Genomic DNA, 16,417 nt, shown 5'->3' with positions numbered 1-16,417 from the left:
TAGAGTTCGACCTTGAGACGTCCAACGAAGAGTATGTGACGATATGTCGGCGCTCCCGAGGTCGAATCGTAAGGGTGCTAGATAACAACGTATTCAAGAGCGCTGTACTTTCGCTGACGCTTCTCTGGATCGGCTCTTCGCTGCTTCCCATCGCCGGCCAGTCTGAGCCGGTGGCAACCGGCGCTATCCTTGTCGGCGCTTTCGTATTTCTACGAGTGAAGAGACGGCGCGGTCGTTCGCCGCGAGCCTAGCAAACGGTTGCGCATAGGCAACGGAGGGTTGGGCGGTCCCCTTACCTCGATTTACAATGCGTACCGGCCAATTTTAGGAAGCGGCAGATTAAGAAGACAGATCGTTGCTCACGCGACTTGACTTCTCATGCCGCTCGGTAAGCTAAGAAATAAGCAGATCGCAAAAATGCGACTGCACCAACGACCTACGAGGGTTTTCAAATGAAAGCATCAAAAAATATCAAGCTCATGGCTGCGGTCGCAGCTGCTTCTCTCCTTCTGTCGGCATGCGGTGGCGGCGGCGGTGGGAACAGTTCCGCGGCGCCAGCCACAGGCGCGAGCGCTCCGGCAGTTCCTGCAAGTGGAGTCGCACCGCAGACGTCAATCCCAGCCACGACATATGCTGCGGACTCTTTCCAAGCGACCGCATTTGCCACACTGAATAACTACCGGGCGGCTATGGGCGTCGGCACACTCAAGCAAGATCCCGTGCTTGATACCTCTGCGCAGGCTCACGCGCTTTACCTTTTTTCGAACCTTAAGACCGGCGCGTTGACGTCACTGTCGCATGACGAAGTCGCAACGAATCAGAACTATTACGGTGATTCGCCTTTGTCTCGGGCTCAGAAGGCCGGAGCGCCAGCCACCGAATGGATAGCCGAAAACGTTGCAGCCGGAGTAAAGCAAAGCGCTGACGTTGAGGCGGCGCAAGATTGCATTGGTCAAGCTTTGGCATCCGTTTATCACCTCGTCGCCCTGACCTCGAATCAAGAGTCAGTGGGACTCGGCTTCAACCCGGGCGATACAACGTATCCGATTTACACTTGCGCAAGTGACTTTGGCACGTCTACCGGCGTACCGGGTAATCCGCTTCCGAATGCATTTACCTCAAGCGGAGGGCAGATTCTCCAGCTTGGGCTTGTTTATCATTCGCCATATGCGAACGAAGGCAACGTTGCCCTCGCGATGCGCCCCGAATCGCCGAATCCTGCCACCGATTTGGCGGCTCCTGGTCGTCCAATCCTCGTGCAAGTGAACTCGCAGAGTGGTAACACCCTTACCGTGTCTCAATTCACGATCGCCGACAGCTCTGGCGCTGTGGTGCCAACGCGGATTTTGGTTCAAGCTAAAGCACAACCGGGCTCCACCGCAACAACTGTCGTAGATCCAAACAACCTCCTTCCTTCCGGAACGGCGATCCTTTTGCCCCTCGCTGCGTTGAAGGCCTCGACAACGTACACTGTAACGTTTAACGGTGCTCGCGACGGCAGCGCTGTAAGCTCAACTTGGAACTTTACGACTGCAGCAAACTGACCTGCTCGTCAGGTAGACAAAAGGCGCTCCTCGATGACGGGAGCGCCTTTTTGTTTTGTGAAGCAGCTGAAGCTGACCTTACGTTCCTCCACCGCATCCCGCGCAGGTAGGATAGTTGGGGCTCACTATGAATGGATTCATATTCTTCGGAGCCCAAGTACTTGTCGATTCGTTTATGAGACAAGTGACTTGCCAGCTATTACCTTGGTTTCCGTTCCAGTCCGTCCAAACAGGACCAATGCTGTTGTCGTAATACCGTTGCGTATATCCGCTACGTGTAAATGTTTGGTCGTTCGGGCCAAGGGTGATGCCCTGGCCAGCGGCCGCCGTTGCACACATCTCCTGCGGCGTCGGGTCAACTCGTGGCGGCGGATTTTGCGTTGCCGGCGGCGGCGGCGGCGGTGGCGGTGGCGGCGAATTACACGAGTACGCCCAAGCACTGCCAGTCCACACAGGTCCCGATGCGAAACCATACTGGCAGCTCGGCGGCGGTGTCATGCACTGATAGCGAGGTCCACTCTTAGTCCACGAGTAGCCAGGTGGACAGTTCGGTGCCTGTGGCGTAGTCAATGAGTTCTGCACCCATTGAGCATTAGATGGTTGAATGGACGCAGCCGCCAGCAGCGCCGCGCCCAAGATGACGATAGGTTTCAAGTCGTTTCCTCACTCATTCCCAAAAGAGCAACCGGTATCAACTTCGGCTTGCAGCCCGAGCTGATCGCCGACCAACGAATTCGCACCGTCGGCAAGGACATTAAATATTTGCAGCATCCAATTGGCGCCGGCGGAACCCATGACAAAGCGATTGCCCGCGAGGGGCGGATTGTGATTTGCATAGTCGGTACTGACCGACTGCGGGATGATCTCGTACCACGGTGAGCCGCCCGGGCCACATGCAGGAACGGCTATCTGCCAGCCGTTGGCATAGCCGCTCAGCTTTTGGACGGTCGTGAAGTTTCCGACGAGATTGCTAATGGGTACCCAGTTGCCCCATTTATTGCACACCCACATTTGGTTCGCGCCACGCATCGTGACCGTGTTCCACGCGCAGTTGCCCGCTGAAACGTTGAAGTTGACAGTTGGCGCGGTGATCGTGCCATCGGAATTGATACTACCTACTTGCTGAATAGGCGCGGAACCGCTGCCGGCTGCATTCTGAATATACAACCCGTTGTTGCCTCGAACCGCTGCACTTCCGTTTTGATCGCCGTAATAGGAGACACCGCCCGTCCCGATGGTCAGGCCGTTGCCATTGTTGCTCGCGTTGTACCCAGCCGCATTGACGTTTGCCATCGCGCTTCCCGCCTGGTTCTGGACAAAAAGCGCTCCACTCGTCCTGACAGCGGCATTGACCGTATCCCCGTAATACGTTGCGCCCGGACCGATCTTGAGGCTGTTACCAACGGGTAACGTCAGCGAATTTGCAGTGACGTTTTTCGCATTCTGGATGTCCTGATTGTTCGCGTTCATCGTCCCGGTCAAAGGCAGCGTGCCGTCGCGCCGGTAATACGGTGAATTGCCGTCCGCGCCAAACCCGTTGATGGCGAGGATCGTTCCGCTCTTGTTCCCGTTCGGATTTGCAAGCGTCCACTTCCCTTGGATCCCGGTGATGACAGCCGGCGCTCGATTGGTCGAGTAGCCAAACGAACTGCCACCCGCCGACGCGATGATGCCGGCGCCTTCGATGTCCGCCGTTCCACCTTTCATCAGCGGCAAGCTTGGGTAAAGCGACGTTGCGATGTGACACGTCCCTGCTGCAGTCGAACACGCGTCGGGCACGATCATCATCGCGATCTGATATGTGCCGCCCCAAAACGGCCCATTTTTGAACGTCACGCGATTGTTGGCCAAGGCGCTGAGTTGCAAGAGCGATGGCGGTGTTATTGGCGTCGCGACCGTTTGCGAGTAACCGGCTGGAATCAGCGATCCATATTGCGCCGTCACATAGCTGCCGAGCGCTGCATTGATCGAGGCAAGATTCTGCCCCTCGATCTGCAGCAGGTTCGTGTGCTTCGCGGCGATGTCTTCCTTGATACCCTGTACTGTCAGCAAGGCCGCGCCGACCAGGACAATCAACATCTCCAGAATGCTTCCCATGTCGGCAGCCCCGCCTTACGTGCGAGTCGTGTACAGCTGCAGGCTTGCAGTCGCACCTGCAGAGCTGCACGACGTGGCGGACGTGCTTGCACTAAACGGTACCGTGGGAGACGCTACGACTGTGCCGTTTACCGAAACCTGCGTGTAGACCGTGGACAACGCCGCAACGCTTAACGAGCAAATCGTCTCGGTGACTGGATACGTCAGGATAAGCGAATCGTTCGCTGTAACCAGCGTTCCAACGCTGGTCGATAGCGTGCCATTGAACAAGCCTTTGATCGTCGACTTGTCTGTCGAAACACGCGATCCTGCTGAGTCGAACGCATGGTTTTGCGCCAGAATCTGCAACGTCTCCGCGGAGAAGTCCGCATCGTTTTGCGTGGCATTCAGAATGCCCGTGTGGAACATCTGCGCCTCGCTCTTGAACTGCGAGGAATGAATGAGGTCAAGCACATACTTTCCACCCGCGTAGACCGCAAGTGCGAGCAACGCAGCGCCCGCCATAACAGCGCCTGCTTCGATCATCGACAACTCTCCCGACTGTTTCGTCCTGCGGGCAATCGTGAGCATGCGTTGGCGACGGCTCGCTTTGGCAAGCGCGGCGGCGTCGAGGTGTACCTGTTCTTTTTTCTTCATGGCCAAGCTCCTTTTAGTTAATTGAGACGCCGGGCGCGCCCGATGTCATGCTGATGGCGCCGGTCATCACATAGGAGCCGATACCGATGGTGAGAAACAGCGCGGCCGCAAAGCCGAGCATGAGGTAATGGGTGACGCGCGCATTGCGCTTGACGGATTCGACCACGCGATCCAGTGACTGCCGACCGAGATTTTTGATCGCCGCTTCGAATTGATCGCGCCCCGCTGCGTCGGTGATCGTGTCGACGATCTCCAACGAAAAGATGCCTGTATCGAGCGCGCGCATCGGCTCGTCCGAGCGTGCGGTGAGACGCCGGTGCATGGATTTCAGATGCCAGCGCAACCATGGGTCCGATGTTTTCAGCAACCGGTAAAGCGCAGCGCGCAACGTCAGGTTCGAATCGAACAGGCCGGCAAGCGACACGATCAGAAGCGCAGCTCTCAGGTCTCGGCGGTTACGCCACAGCATCGGCAGGCGATCGAACTTGTTCCGAACATGTCCGGTCCAGCGTTTGAGCGAATAGAAGTACATCGTCACCAGGCCGATCACCAAGCACAGCGAAAGCCACCAGTAGTCGTACGCGAAGGTGTCGACGTGATAGAGCCATCGTCCCGCGTCAGGCCACTGCTCTAGCGGCTTGGAATCCAGGATCTGCGGATAGATGGCTCCGCCGAACAACATGCAGTAGCCGTACATGTAGACCAGCAACAACGCTGGATACGCCATCTGCAATTGAGTCGTTGCCGACAGCACGCGTTTTGCGCTTGCCGCCATTTCGGCAAGTTCAAACCCGCGAACTACAGCGTCCTGTTGCGCGGACTCGTCGGCAATATCGAGCAATGCATATTCGTCACCCGGGATGAACGGTTTGATCGCGACAGAGAAGCTTTCGCCCCGCTGCATCGTCTCGCGGATCCTCGCGAAGACGGTCCAGACGATCTGGCCGCGCGAACGGTTGCGCTTCTCATACGTTTCCAGCCGGTCAAACAGCGTTTCGGTATTGCGCAAGCCTTTCTTCGCGATATCTAACCGCGTTTCGCGATAGAAGACTTCGCGCACCTTCTGAAAGCGCCAGCGGGCATACGCTTCCCGCTGCCGCACGGGCAGCATCTTTCCGATTAGGTTGAACATGGTGTATCCGCAAGCCCTTAAGGCATCAGACCATCGACGCCGGGCATCACGCGGTATTGCGAAAAGCCCTGCATCGAACGATTCACAAATTGTGGATCAATTAATCCGCGCGAAACCTTGTAAAGAGCGTGTTCATATAGCGTCTTTCCGGTCATGTCCCCATCGTCGAACCCGGTTTTGCGCGAGCCGCGCCAAACTTGACGCGCGCCCGCCCAATCCTTATGGCTCACCCGCTCCAGAAACTCGGGCGTCGGACGGTAAAGTTCAGCGACGACCGACTGGCGCTTCGTGCCGCCGGCGACCTTTCCGGAGCGCGTCGTGAGCCCGACCAGACGGCAATGAACACAGCCGTCCATGTTCCGGCATGCCATTTTCGACGTGTCGAGCCCAAACTTGCGGCGCAGGACCTCGAGGTCCGCCTTCGGCATCACATCTTCAGCGGGGATCTTGCAGTGATCGCAGAGCGTCGGGATCAGCTTCTGATTGCCGACCGCGTTGATGAAGCCCTCGGAAGCAAGCTCATCGATGGGCAACTGCAGGCGGCCACCGGCCATGCGCATGATGGCCGCAATGATGTCGCCGGCGTGCAAGGAGAAACGCACGGGGTGACCGGTAAGCGCGAGTTCTGCAACTAGACCCATCACCACCTTGTCCCGCACTTCGCCGATGGTCAAATCGTCGGGGTCCTGACGCATGAGCGTCCGAATAACTTCCGCATATTTGCGGTTCGCTTCTTCGTCGGTTTCGTCGGGCCTGCGGATGATTGAGTAGTCCGACAGCCACGGCATTGGATATTCGGAGGGTTCATTCACGGCAAACTGCTTCTTCAAGTCCCGATCGGGAATCTGATAAGACAGCGCACGCAATGTCGTCGTCTTGCCTGAGCCGGTTTCGCCAGTCAGTGCGGTAATCCCGCCGCTCACATAGTTGAGCGTGTCGATTAGCTCAAGCTGGCTCGGCTCAAACCCCATGTCCTTTGGCAAAAGGACGTTGTAGTTCTTGAAATTGCCGTCGAGCAGCCGAAGTGCCACGTCATAGCCACCGACCAGTGGCGACGATTGCCAGCGCAAGTTGACGGTATCGGTCTTAACGACCAGCGGAATCATTGCAGACTGTGGGGCGCTCGGTTGGAAGCTATTGCCTGAGTTGGTGTTCCGTTGAACGAGATCGCTGTAGGCTGCAAACAAGGCGCGACGCACGATGGTCTTCGGAAGTTTTTCGTAGGTGTAGAGGTCTCCATTCACACGAAAGCGCACCTCCACGTCACTCTCGAATTCTCGTGGTTCGAAGTGCACATCGCTCGCACCGTACTGACAATGCGCGGCTTCGATGACATCCCGAAAGTTTCCAATCGCGCGCGACGACTCACGCAGCCCGCCCTTCACTGCCGCCACCGCTTTGCCCGCGTAGATCGCGGCAATCACCTCTTCAGTCGCGACCAGTTCTTCGCGCACGAACACGTCGGCGGTCGCCAGGTCCTTGATAAACGTCGCGTATTGAGCGCGCTCGCAAAACCTTGCCGTTGCGACCGAAATCGCGACGCCCGGTTGCAGTTCGACCGCAATAAATTCCTTGCGAGCGGCAGCGGGAATTCGTAGTGCCGCATCGTCATCGGCGGTCGTGAGAATGCGTTTATAGTCAGGCAGTGCCTCGGCAGATACGAGATGCGGCCGCCCCGTTTGCGTAAAGAGCGTATCGGCTTTCTCGTTGAATGCCTTGTCTTCGTCGCTCAACATTTCAGGTACGGCAGCAGGCTCCGGCGAGACCATTTTGCCTTGGTCTGGTGTTGGAATAGCTGTTGATGTTGGAATCGCTGCTGATGTTGGGATCGCTGCCGTCGCGGCCGACTGCCCCCTATCAACGGCATGTGCCGTCCCGTCACCGTGCTCAGCGCTGCTGGTAGCCGCGGCCTCAATCGCGCGCGATATCGACTCAATTGCGGCTTGCTCAGCGACAATCTTTTCCTTGCCTGCAACAACGGTGGTGTCCGTTGCCTCGCCATGATTTCGCTCTTCGCCGACATCTACGCTTTCCACATCCTCGACATCCGCCGAGAGGTTTCGACCAAGGAAGCTAACAGAGGCGCCGGTTGCGCGCGCTGATTGCAGCCGTGGCTCAACCGCACTGGTCGGCTCGACAAAGCTTGCCTTCGGGGACCGCAACCGCTTGAAAAACCCTGAGCGTGTCTCAGGCACATCATCCTCGATTCCACCAAATAGGCTCATGGCTTACTTCCCCACCGGAATAAAAACAGAGTTTCCGCCCGGAGCGGTAGGCAACGGACTATTCAAATCGTTAAGCGCCTGCATGCTCGAGCCAGAAGCCGACGGCTCGGGCACCGGGATCGCCTGCGCGACAATCACCTGGCTCCAGCTGCGTTTGCCCTCCGTGACGGTGACCTGATAACCATCGATGCGAGACACGGTCCAGCCGTTGAGAAGCTTTGTGCCCTGCCGCCCGGGGTAGATCGCACCCATGTAGTCGTACAGGACGTAGGAACCCGTCGAGTCACTGAACGCACCGAGGAACGTGACAGGCACCGATTGCGCGACTGGAGCCACGCGCCGTGGTGCGGGCTTGGGTGCTTCTGCCGCCTGAGCGGGTGCTGGTGTCGCTGGTAACGACGCACCGAGCATTGGGGCAGCCTGCTGGCTTCCATTGCCGTCAGGCGTCTTCTTCATGCTGTCGACGATCTTCTGGCGCGCAAGCTGGTCGATATCATCAAGCGTGAGATGTTTCTCTTGAGCGTGCAGCCCGCCCGCAAGCGCGAGTGCCATCGCGCCGGCCAGAGCGGATTTACTTATAAGCATAATATTTGCCCTTTGCGGTGAAATGAACGCCGGTTCCGTCTTCCTTCAATTCGAGGTCCAAGGAGTCGAGCGCCATGTTGTCGGGCAGGCGCGCGAGCAGCGGTGCTTGCCATTTGTATCCATCGATTTCCCATTGCCCGCGCAAGATGAGCGGACCTTGCACATCGCCCGGCGCCGGCTGGCGTGGCAGGATGCGCTCGGGATCCTTGATATCTACGACGTATCCGTAGCTATCAAGCGTGAAGGGGGTGACGGACAGTTTCTGAGGCTCAGTCTGCAGCGCTTTGATGAGCGCCTGCGATGTGGGCCACATTTTGGCCTGAGCGAGCGCGACCCGTTCCACCACGCTTACCTGTGGGCCTTTCGCATCGAGTTGCGAGCCATTGGCGTTAAAGACCACAGGACGAATGTCCTCGGGCGCGTTCGCGTCGAAGTCCTTGAAGGTGCCGCCCTGTCGCTTATAAGTGACCTTGCAGGGACCTGTCGCATTGCAGGTGGCCTTCCAGAACTGCCAGCCGGACGTGTTGCTCTCATGCCCACCAAATGCCGCGAGCAGTCGGGGGGCCATGACTGACGCAAGCGGCGCCGGTGCCGCGAAAGTGCGTGCCACTGCAGTTTGATACTCCTGCATGTAGGTAGGCGGCGGCGGTGCCGGCGGTGGCGGGGGATTGAAAAATTCGATCGCCTTGCTTACGCCAAAGAAACCGGCGCACGCGATCACGAGCAATGGAAGCGCAACCGGAAGCTTGACCGGCACCTTCTTGATTTCGGCCGTCTTGCGCGCCGCGAGCAATTCCCGGATCGGAAATGGCTCGTCGACATCGTGCAACTGCGCGCCGTGGCCAAGCGTGACCAACGGCAGGTTGATCTTCGCGCACTGATCCTCGAGCGCGACACGCCGTGCATCCAGCGACACGAGCGGAATATCTTCATCGACAGAAACCGCGCCTCGCAACACATGCACGAAGTGCACGCGCTGATCGTTCTGGATCAACACAAGCACGGCCGGTTTCGCGCGCACGATTTCAAGTAGCGCGATTCGAGCAGCGGCGGAATAAAGCTTTAAGCCCTTGCGCTCATCGGGATCGAGGTTGCAGAACCCGCCGATCGTCTCTCCGTTCGTTTTGAGCTCGACGTAATGCGTAGCATCGAACTGCTCGGCGTAGCGCCGACGCTCAGCAGCCGCGCCCTTGGTCGCGTAGGCACGCCACTCGAGACCAAACACGAGCCGCGCGCCCTTCTCTCCTGGGATAGGTTCGAGATGCATGCCGGCGCTCACATCGACGAAACAACAGTGGCCGTGAGCATGATCACTTGGAACGTGCGCGACTTGTTCCAAGCACCGCTCAGCCCGGCGATACCGTTGTTGCTCGCCGCGTCATAGTGGTTGGTCACAGCCCCATACAGAACCATTGTCTGACCGTCGGAAAGGGCAATGGTCTGGTCATCCTTGCTGCCGATGATGTCGGGCAACTGGATTTGCTGCAGCGTCGCACCCGAGCCCGCGCTGATCGTCTGGAACGGGCCATTGAGTTTCGAGCTATCGCTCCAGTACGACAAGACGATCTGGTTGTGATCGTTGACAGACGGCAGGATATTCACGAAGTCGCCAACGGTCACCGAACCCGGTTGCAGCCCAACGGAGCCACCCGACGATCCGACAATTCCGCCCGCAGAAGGCGTCGTCGCCGCAAGATAGCCCTTCGTCTCGAAGGAACCCACTGACACCGGCAAGCCGTTCAACGTCATCTTGGTAACCGTGTTGTCCTGGACGGTTTTGCCATAACTGTTCACGCCATTGATGACAGCGTTCGTGCCTTCGAGCGGCGAGTTGGCTCGCAGGACGGACAAGCCGACCGAACCGGCTGATGTCGCGAGCGACGTCGGCGAGCCGAAGGCCACCGAGTACTTCTTCAAGCCGTCCGAGATACGGTTAAAGATCACATCTGCACTGATGCCTGCTTGCGTTCCATCGTTGATGTCGAACTGCAGCGTGCGCACACGCAACGCAACCTGACGCGTCGAAATGGCATTCTCGCGTGCCAGCAGCGCACCCATGCGATCGACGGCCTCTTTCGTATCGCGCACCATGACAAGGCGGCTTTGCGGATTCACCGTGACGACACCCATCGGCGACTTCAACTGGTTGAGTTCATCCTGAATCAACGCAATCTGATCAAACGATCCGTCGCGACCGGTCGACGTCACCGCCGAGAATGATCCTGTGTTGCCCGTCGAGCCACCCGTGGTTCCCGACGACTGATTGCCGGTCGAGGTATCCGTGCCCTTGGACATCGACGACTTCACATTGACCTTTCCGGGTACAGCCGAAATGGTGAACGTCTTCGTCACGAACCGAGAGATCGCGATTGTTGTGCCGTCGAAGCTCCAGTCGAGTCCGAGATCTTCGGTCACACCGCGTAGGTACTGCCCGACCTTGCAGTTGCAAGGCTGTGCGTACACCGGCTCCACGCCTGATTTGACACTTGCGCTTGCCAGCGAGGTCGGCAGTGGTCCGCCCAAACCACCCATCGGCGCGCCGGCCGCAACCGCAGGCGCTACGGATGCGGACCCGGCGCTTTTCGGAATCAGCGATTCACGCGGAATAAACACGTCCGGGCTAATATGGACCGGATAGCCGGTTGCACTCGAGACGAGCGTACCGATTCTGGAGATTGGCAGGTTCGGCGGGAACGTCACCATCTTGTCGCGAAATACCGCCGGGAGCGTCGCTTCATAAGCCACAGGTACAAGACGGTCGCCGAGAAATGCAGTCGGCACCTCCTCAACGAGGGGCATGGATTCTGGACCATTGCCCATTGCGGTAGCGGCGTCCGCGGCGGCCGCAGAGTACGCCCGATTGACATCCATTTGGCTGACAGCGCAGCCCGAAAGCATCGAGGCCAGGGTAAGCGACGCGGCAATTTTGATCGTGTTATGGCGCATGATGATTACTCTTGGCAGTTGGCCGCGCGTGCGACGACGCGGATCACGTTGTTGGTGTGCTTGCATACGCGGGTGGGCGTGCGCATGTGATTGGTGGCCTGCATGACCTGTGTGAGGATCGACTTGAAGTCGCCGGAAAACGTCGCGTTGAATTCAAGCGGCAGATCGTCATCGATCTTCCAGGCGAGTTGCCACCCCTGCTGCTGAAGCCAACGATCAAGCGCGTTGCGCAAATTGGAGTCTTGAGGTGTGATCGAGAAGGTCAGAATGCCGTTAGGTGCGACCGCTGCCGACGGCGAGGGAAGCACGACCGGTGCAACCGCGGTCGAAGTCGGAGCCATTGCTATCTGGATCGGTTTGGCGTCCACCGAACTCATACCGCGCGATGCGAAGGCATCGTTGGAGGCCGCACTTGCAGGCGTCATCTTTATCGGCGAGGCCGTTGCTTTTGAGCCGCTCGGGGCGGACAACACTTGCCAACCTTCGCCAGCCGGCGCTGCCAAGCGCGACTGATCAGGATCGGCGGCCATCGCATTGGCGGCTACGGCCAGCATCAAAAACGCGATCAAGCGGCCGACCGGACGAAACAGGAAAGATGTTTTCATAGGAATGTGTGACGTCATGCGGTCAGTTGCCGCGCTGGATGCGGCGATAAATATGGGTGGCATAAATCAGTTGCTTTGAACTGGATACGGCGTTGTACGCGCCTACGGCGCGCCAGGTCGGCCCGAACTGTTTGATGTTCGACGCGAGGATCCAGGTGCCGACGTAGCTGTTCACGCATGCGTCGAACAGGCGCTCGCGGGTGATGCCCCACCGCGAGAGCTTTGGCAACCAGGAGCTGTTGATCTGCATGAGGCCAATGTCTTCCGAACCATCGCGATTCACGTTGACGGCATTTGCACGCATGCCAGATTCTTGTTGCGCAATGGCGCGCACGAGGACCACGTTCACCCGATGAAATGCGGCTGCATCATCAAGGCAATCTGCACGTGCAATCGACGGCGCAGCCACGAGCCACAGCACGACGCCAGCAAGAAGATGGTTGATCGTCATGACGGCCGTGCTCACGATTTGGCTCTGTCAAAGAAACGCACGTCATGGCGACGCGTCACATTCACAACGTTGCCGTCCGCATTCACGATGAACTGGTCGGACGTGCCGTTAAACTTGTAGTAGCGGCCTTTCTGTTCGCCCGTACCGAGATGCCTTGCATCCGCCACCGTTACGTGACCGACCGAATCGGCGAATTTAAAGAACGTCGATCCGTCCTTGTCGAACACACTCTCCAAGGCGGCCTTGTTCCCTGTATCGAATTCGTAGACGGTTCCGGCGACCCGGGCCACTTCCACTTGGTCTGCGCCGTTCGATACAACGAAGCGCTCGGCGCGGTTGATCGTGAGTACGTTGCCGGAGTCATCCCACTTCGGGCGCAACGACTTGCCGCTTTCATCGACCACTTTGATTTCCGCTGCCGGTTTTGGCGAAAATTTGATCTGGACGTGCGAGTCGTCGCCATCACGAATGGCGACCGCACCAAGCTTTGAGGCAAGCAGCGAATCATGGACGGGGGCGTCTGCAGAGCTCGCGGCAATCGCAGCAATTGGATCCGCGATCGTCGATGCCGATGCCGATGCAGATGCAGATGCAGATGGCGACGGCGCGTTGCTCGCCACATAGTTCACAGCCACCGACTTGGGTGCCGAGCGCCGCAAGGTGACATGCCGCGAATCGAAATCGACGTCCGCGTACATGTCGGATGAGGCGATCAGCCGGTCGAACGACTGCATCCAGTTTTCGCCATCCCGCGTTGCGAAACTCGTTGAAGCGGTGAGGTCGATATCCTTCTGCGCAGAGCCTGTCCACCCTTGCGGCACCAACGCCTTAACCATTTGCGACAGCGGCATGGTGGCGTTCAACGCGCGGGTGTTTTCAAGGTGCGAATGCGCACCGATTAGCGCGAGACGTCCGGAGAAACCCGTGAAGCCGGACGGGAGATCGTCGCTTTCGCGGGTCTTATCGCCCATGAAGCGGTTTGCTTTCTTCCAGTACGCCGTGGCAGTGGTTTGTCCTGTGGAGTAATGGATGACGTCGGGCGTGCCAGGGACGACGACATAAGGTCCTTCGTTGTGGCCGCCCTCGACACGCAGATTCTGTCCTGCCCGGGGCTGAAAGTAGGTTGAACTTCCATCATTGAAGACGAGGGCAGGACGCTCGAGCACATTACCTGCGATTTCGTAGTCGAAGTCGAATGGGTCGGTGCCGGCGAGCGCGACGTTCACCGAGAGCAGTGCCAACGCAATAGAAACGACTGTGAGTGATTGCTTCATAAGCCGCGATCGATTTGAGAGAGGTGCTGGACGAACCGCGCGAGATATTCACGCCCCGGCTGCGGGTTGGCGCTGTGGTAGTACGCCACCGCTTTCACCGCGGAATGCGTCTTCTGATAGTTCTCGTTGAGAATCTCTTCGGCGACGTGGATGTTGGTCGCCGGACTCAAGGCGTCCCACGGCGAAGCAAAGCGCTTGGAGTGGTATCCCCAGTTGACTTGCATGATGCCAATGTCGAAGTCACTTCGACCATCCGCGATCAGGATGCGAATCGCGCGATAGGCATCATCGCGCGTGCGAAAGAAGAATCCGCGACCAGCCACATTCAGCGTCCATGGCCACGCCCTGCCGTTATAGGCAGATTCGTTAAGTGCTATCCCGGCGAGGATTTTTGGATCGACTGTGGAATGCATGGCGTCGAACGGCGCTTGCGCGGATGCGCACGCCCAGCCGCCACGGCGCTCGGTCATCGCAGCCTGGGCATCATCGGTGAGTACGCTGGGTTGTACCCATCCGCCTCTCACGAGAATGGCAAGCAGACTGACGGGCGCTCCATCAACGTTGACGGTTGGCGTTGCGCCCTGCCCCATTTCCAGCGATTGGCCGTCCAGCCGTTGAGCCCACGACTGAAACGGCTTCATCCCGCATGCGTAAATCGGGATACCGTCGATATCGAGAATGGTGCGCTGACCGGCACTGGAAACAACGAATTGGGTTGGGCTAATGATCTCTTCGATCGTGGCCGCATTACATGCGGATCCAACGAGGAGCAGCGCGGCCGCAAGGAGCGTGTTAGTCATGGTAGGGCTCCATGACGATGTCCTGCGTGACTTGCACAAGGAACTTCTCACCCGGATCGACCGTGATCGTGGGTGGGATGTTTTGGTTACGCTGCAAAACTGCTTGTGCTGTCGTCGCGGCGACCTGACCTGCCGTGCTGCCGTAGGTCGTGACGCCACTGGGGCTAGACGTCGTCGCTGTCTGGGCGCCATTGTCGAATGACTTCAGCAGAATCGCAGTGATGAAACCGGCGCCGAAGATTTTAAGGAAGTGATTGTTCACGTCGCCCGAGAATCCGGCATAGCCATTCTGGTCAGCGCCTTGCATGCCATTCATCGGCACGCTCTTTCCGTTGGGCAGGCGCAGGCTTGTCGAGGCAACTAGCAAGCGCTCTTGGCCAACCTTGACGTCCGCGCTGTACTGGCCGTTGATAAACGAGCCTTTCGGGATCATCAGACAGTCGCCTTGAAGGCTGTCGTACACGTCTTCATCAACCATGAGCGCGACACGTCCCGGCTTGTCCGAATTCAATCCCTCGATCGTCTTGACATGGATGTTGTGAGGGGGCGTAAGCGTGCAGCCGCGTGAGCGACCGTTGAACGTTGTCTGCTCGATGCCCCCTTGCGCCGCCGCCTCGCGCAAAAACGCGCGATCCCTGTCTTCAGGCGCTTGGCCCTGCTTGGCAAGCTGCATGGCGAGCTGCTCCGCACTTGGGTCGCCTGCGGCCGCTCGTGATGCACGAAACTCTTCCAACGAGGGAACACCTGGGGGAAGCGTCGTCGCCTGCTGAGGGTTATTTCGCGATCCGCCGGACTGCTTGAATACGGAGGACGTGTTAATCGCGTCTTGGGCTGCATTACGTGCGAGCGCCTGCGTATCCGCCCCACCCTTGTCAATTTCGCTTTGGAAATCAGTGCCCGTTAGCATCGGCTTCACAGGATGTTGAGCAGCGGCTGCATCAGACGCCGCGCGTGCGGCTGCCTCCGCCGCTGCCGCGTCCCGCTGCTTGCGGATTTCCTGTTCAATATCAGATGGACCTTTGTCGCCCGCGCCTTCAGTGCTGGACTTAAGCGCTAGGCTCTTTTTGTCGCGTGCGTCCTGCTCTGCCTGATTAGATGCCTTAAGTTCATAGAAGAAGCCCAGAACACCGATCACGATTGCGGCAAGAATGCCGATGCTCATGATGGCGTTCCGAGGTGTCTTGCCCTTCGTGAGCGCGATCTGCTCGTCGTTGGGATTGTCAGCGGGGTTTTTCTTGGCCATGGCGATCAGAACAGCCCGAACACGTGGCGACGACCGCGGGTGACCGTGACTTCGTCTTTGCCAGATTTCAAGACGATCTCATCGGCCAGGCGCTGCAGCACAAGGAAATCACCGCGACGAATGAAGTTGGCGACAACCGCGTCGCCGTGATCCTTGATAAACGGTACCGGCCACGACTGCGCTTTCTGCGGCATGCGCATCCAAATAGCGTGACCGTCGTCAAAGACCACCTCGGGTGTAAATTCGGTGCGACCGTCAACGCTGTAGTCCCAGTTCAATTTGTCCGGTGCGACACTGACCGATCCGGAGTCGACGCCGCCGCGATCGGAACCAGCGCCCTGGTCGTCGCGCGAGGTCACACGGGTCATTGGCGAGTGCGGATATTGAAAGCGAACGGTCTGGTAGAAAAAGCCCCCTGCCGGCGACGCAATGAGCGTGAAGTCGTACTCGCGCTTGTTGGTCGTAATGTGAAGCGTATTCACAAGATCAGCTTTGTGGGGCTTGATGAAGATGTGGTTTGACTTGTCGTCGTCGATTTCCCACTGGATGCTGTCGCCCATGGCGGGGTCCGCAATGAGCTTCTCGCCCTTCTCCAGTTCGATGGTCGTGAGCTTGAGCGGCGCGGTCAGAACACGGTAGATTTGATCCCGACTGTATGGAAAGACGCCGATGCGCGCGTCGCCGGGCATCGTCACGGGGTCTGCCCCGCCATTGAACGGATTGAGCGCGCTCATCGGGTTGTCGGCGATCATCGCAGGTGTCGTTGCGTCGCCTACTGATTTTCTGGCGATTGCCACAGGCGCGGTGACGACCGTTATCGCCGCGACTGCACAGATGGCGAATGCGCGCCGGCTAGCGTGTTTGAGATTGGCGTTCATG

The 16,417-nt window shown here is 58.4% G+C and carries 14 protein-coding genes; 1 reads left to right on the top strand and 13 read right to left on the bottom strand.

Features of this window, described 5'->3' with window-relative positions; translation table 11 throughout:
* The first annotated feature begins 452 nt into the window (after window positions 1-452).
* On the top strand, window positions 453-1,544 hold the full coding sequence (locus tag AXG89_RS34355; RefSeq protein ID WP_062175073.1) for a CAP domain-containing protein: 1,092 nt from the start codon (window positions 453-455) through the stop codon (window positions 1,542-1,544).
* A 663-nt stretch (window positions 1,545-2,207) separates the two neighbouring features.
* On the opposite strand, the gene AXG89_RS34350 is transcribed toward AXG89_RS34355, so the two are convergent.
* The 13 genes from AXG89_RS34350 to AXG89_RS34285 form a co-directional block, all read right to left on the bottom strand.
* Entirely contained in the window at window positions 2,208-3,641 is a 1,434-nt protein-coding gene (locus AXG89_RS34350) for a hypothetical protein (RefSeq protein ID WP_062175072.1), read from the bottom strand.
* Between the two features lie 15 nt (window positions 3,642-3,656).
* Window positions 3,657-4,277 (bottom strand): hypothetical protein, encoded by a 621-nt coding sequence (locus AXG89_RS34345; RefSeq protein ID WP_062175071.1) that lies wholly within the window; start codon window positions 4,275-4,277, stop codon window positions 3,657-3,659.
* Window positions 4,278-4,290: 13 nt separating this feature from the next.
* Entirely contained in the window at window positions 4,291-5,409 is a 1,119-nt protein-coding gene (locus tag AXG89_RS34340; RefSeq protein WP_062175070.1) for a hypothetical protein, read from the bottom strand.
* Window positions 5,410-5,426: 17 nt separating this feature from the next.
* Entirely contained in the window at window positions 5,427-6,863 is a 1,437-nt protein-coding gene (locus tag AXG89_RS34335; protein ID WP_335672011.1) for a GspE/PulE family protein, read from the bottom strand.
* Between the two features lie 774 nt (window positions 6,864-7,637).
* Window positions 7,638-8,219, bottom strand: a complete 582-nt coding sequence (locus AXG89_RS34325) for a hypothetical protein (protein WP_069638510.1) — start codon at window positions 8,217-8,219, stop codon at window positions 7,638-7,640.
* Window positions 8,206-9,486 carry a hypothetical protein gene (locus AXG89_RS34320; protein ID WP_062175090.1) on the bottom strand — a complete coding sequence of 427 codons (1,281 nt, stop codon included), beginning with the start codon at window positions 9,484-9,486 and terminating at the stop codon, window positions 8,206-8,208. The genes AXG89_RS34325 and AXG89_RS34320 overlap by 14 nt, the downstream gene beginning before the upstream one ends.
* 8 nt (window positions 9,487-9,494) lie before the next feature.
* Window positions 9,495-11,165 carry a hypothetical protein gene (locus AXG89_RS34315; RefSeq protein WP_062175067.1) on the bottom strand — a complete coding sequence of 557 codons (1,671 nt, stop codon included), beginning with the start codon at window positions 11,163-11,165 and terminating at the stop codon, window positions 9,495-9,497.
* 5 nt (window positions 11,166-11,170) lie between these two features.
* Window positions 11,171-11,770 carry a toxin co-regulated pilus biosynthesis Q family protein gene (locus AXG89_RS34310; protein WP_062175066.1) on the bottom strand — a complete coding sequence of 200 codons (600 nt, stop codon included), beginning with the start codon at window positions 11,768-11,770 and terminating at the stop codon, window positions 11,171-11,173.
* Between the two features lie 22 nt (window positions 11,771-11,792).
* Window positions 11,793-12,221, bottom strand: coding sequence for a lytic transglycosylase domain-containing protein (locus tag AXG89_RS34305; RefSeq protein WP_062175089.1), 429 nt, complete (start codon window positions 12,219-12,221; stop codon window positions 11,793-11,795).
* A gap of 11 nt (window positions 12,222-12,232) precedes the next feature.
* A complete protein-coding gene (locus AXG89_RS34300) occupies window positions 12,233-13,495 on the bottom strand; it encodes a hypothetical protein (RefSeq protein ID WP_062175065.1) in 1,263 nt (420 codons plus the stop codon).
* The gene (locus tag AXG89_RS34295) at window positions 13,492-14,295 is read right to left on the bottom strand and encodes a transglycosylase SLT domain-containing protein (RefSeq protein WP_062175064.1); all 804 of its coding nucleotides are present in this window, start codon (window positions 14,293-14,295) and stop codon (window positions 13,492-13,494) included. Before AXG89_RS34295 ends, AXG89_RS34300 begins: the two co-directional genes overlap by 4 nt.
* The gene (locus tag AXG89_RS34290; RefSeq protein ID WP_062175063.1) at window positions 14,288-15,538 is read right to left on the bottom strand and encodes a TrbI/VirB10 family protein; all 1,251 of its coding nucleotides are present in this window, start codon (window positions 15,536-15,538) and stop codon (window positions 14,288-14,290) included. Before AXG89_RS34290 ends, AXG89_RS34295 begins: the two co-directional genes overlap by 8 nt.
* Before the next feature lie 5 nt (window positions 15,539-15,543).
* The gene (locus AXG89_RS34285) at window positions 15,544-16,416 is read right to left on the bottom strand and encodes a TrbG/VirB9 family P-type conjugative transfer protein (protein ID WP_062175062.1); all 873 of its coding nucleotides are present in this window, start codon (window positions 16,414-16,416) and stop codon (window positions 15,544-15,546) included.
* Between the last annotated feature and the right edge of the window lies 1 nt (window position 16,417).

The organism is Burkholderia sp. PAMC 26561 (assembly GCF_001557535.2).
GTDB lineage: Bacteria > Pseudomonadota > Gammaproteobacteria > Burkholderiales > Burkholderiaceae > Caballeronia.
This window is presented reverse-complemented; position numbering and strand designations above follow the sequence as displayed.

What these genes read in the sequence shown, in the direction of transcription:
- AXG89_RS34355 (WP_062175073.1), top strand. Translation starts at nt 453, where the DNA reads ATGAAAGCATCAAAAAATATCAAGCTCATGGCTGCGGTCGCAGCTGCT.
- AXG89_RS34350 (WP_062175072.1), bottom strand. Translation starts at nt 3,641, where the DNA reads ATGGGAAGCATTCTGGAGATGTTGATTGTCCTGGTCGGCGCGGCCTTG.
- AXG89_RS34345 (WP_062175071.1), bottom strand. Translation starts at nt 4,277, where the DNA reads ATGAAGAAAAAAGAACAGGTACACCTCGACGCCGCCGCGCTTGCCAAA.
- AXG89_RS34340 (WP_062175070.1), bottom strand. Translation starts at nt 5,409, where the DNA reads ATGTTCAACCTAATCGGAAAGATGCTGCCCGTGCGGCAGCGGGAAGCG.
- AXG89_RS34325 (WP_069638510.1), bottom strand. Translation starts at nt 8,219, where the DNA reads ATGCTTATAAGTAAATCCGCTCTGGCCGGCGCGATGGCACTCGCGCTT.
- AXG89_RS34320 (WP_062175090.1), bottom strand. Translation starts at nt 9,486, where the DNA reads ATGCATCTCGAACCTATCCCAGGAGAGAAGGGCGCGCGGCTCGTGTTT.
- AXG89_RS34315 (WP_062175067.1), bottom strand. Translation starts at nt 11,165, where the DNA reads ATGCGCCATAACACGATCAAAATTGCCGCGTCGCTTACCCTGGCCTCG.
- AXG89_RS34310 (WP_062175066.1), bottom strand. Translation starts at nt 11,770, where the DNA reads ATGAAAACATCTTTCCTGTTTCGTCCGGTCGGCCGCTTGATCGCGTTT.
- AXG89_RS34305 (WP_062175089.1), bottom strand. Translation starts at nt 12,221, where the DNA reads ATGACGATCAACCATCTTCTTGCTGGCGTCGTGCTGTGGCTCGTGGCT.
- AXG89_RS34300 (WP_062175065.1), bottom strand. Translation starts at nt 13,495, where the DNA reads ATGAAGCAATCACTCACAGTCGTTTCTATTGCGTTGGCACTGCTCTCG.
- AXG89_RS34295 (WP_062175064.1), bottom strand. Translation starts at nt 14,295, where the DNA reads ATGACTAACACGCTCCTTGCGGCCGCGCTGCTCCTCGTTGGATCCGCA.
- AXG89_RS34290 (WP_062175063.1), bottom strand. Translation starts at nt 15,538, where the DNA reads ATGGCCAAGAAAAACCCCGCTGACAATCCCAACGACGAGCAGATCGCG.
- AXG89_RS34285 (WP_062175062.1), bottom strand. Translation starts at nt 16,416, where the DNA reads ATGAACGCCAATCTCAAACACGCTAGCCGGCGCGCATTCGCCATCTGT.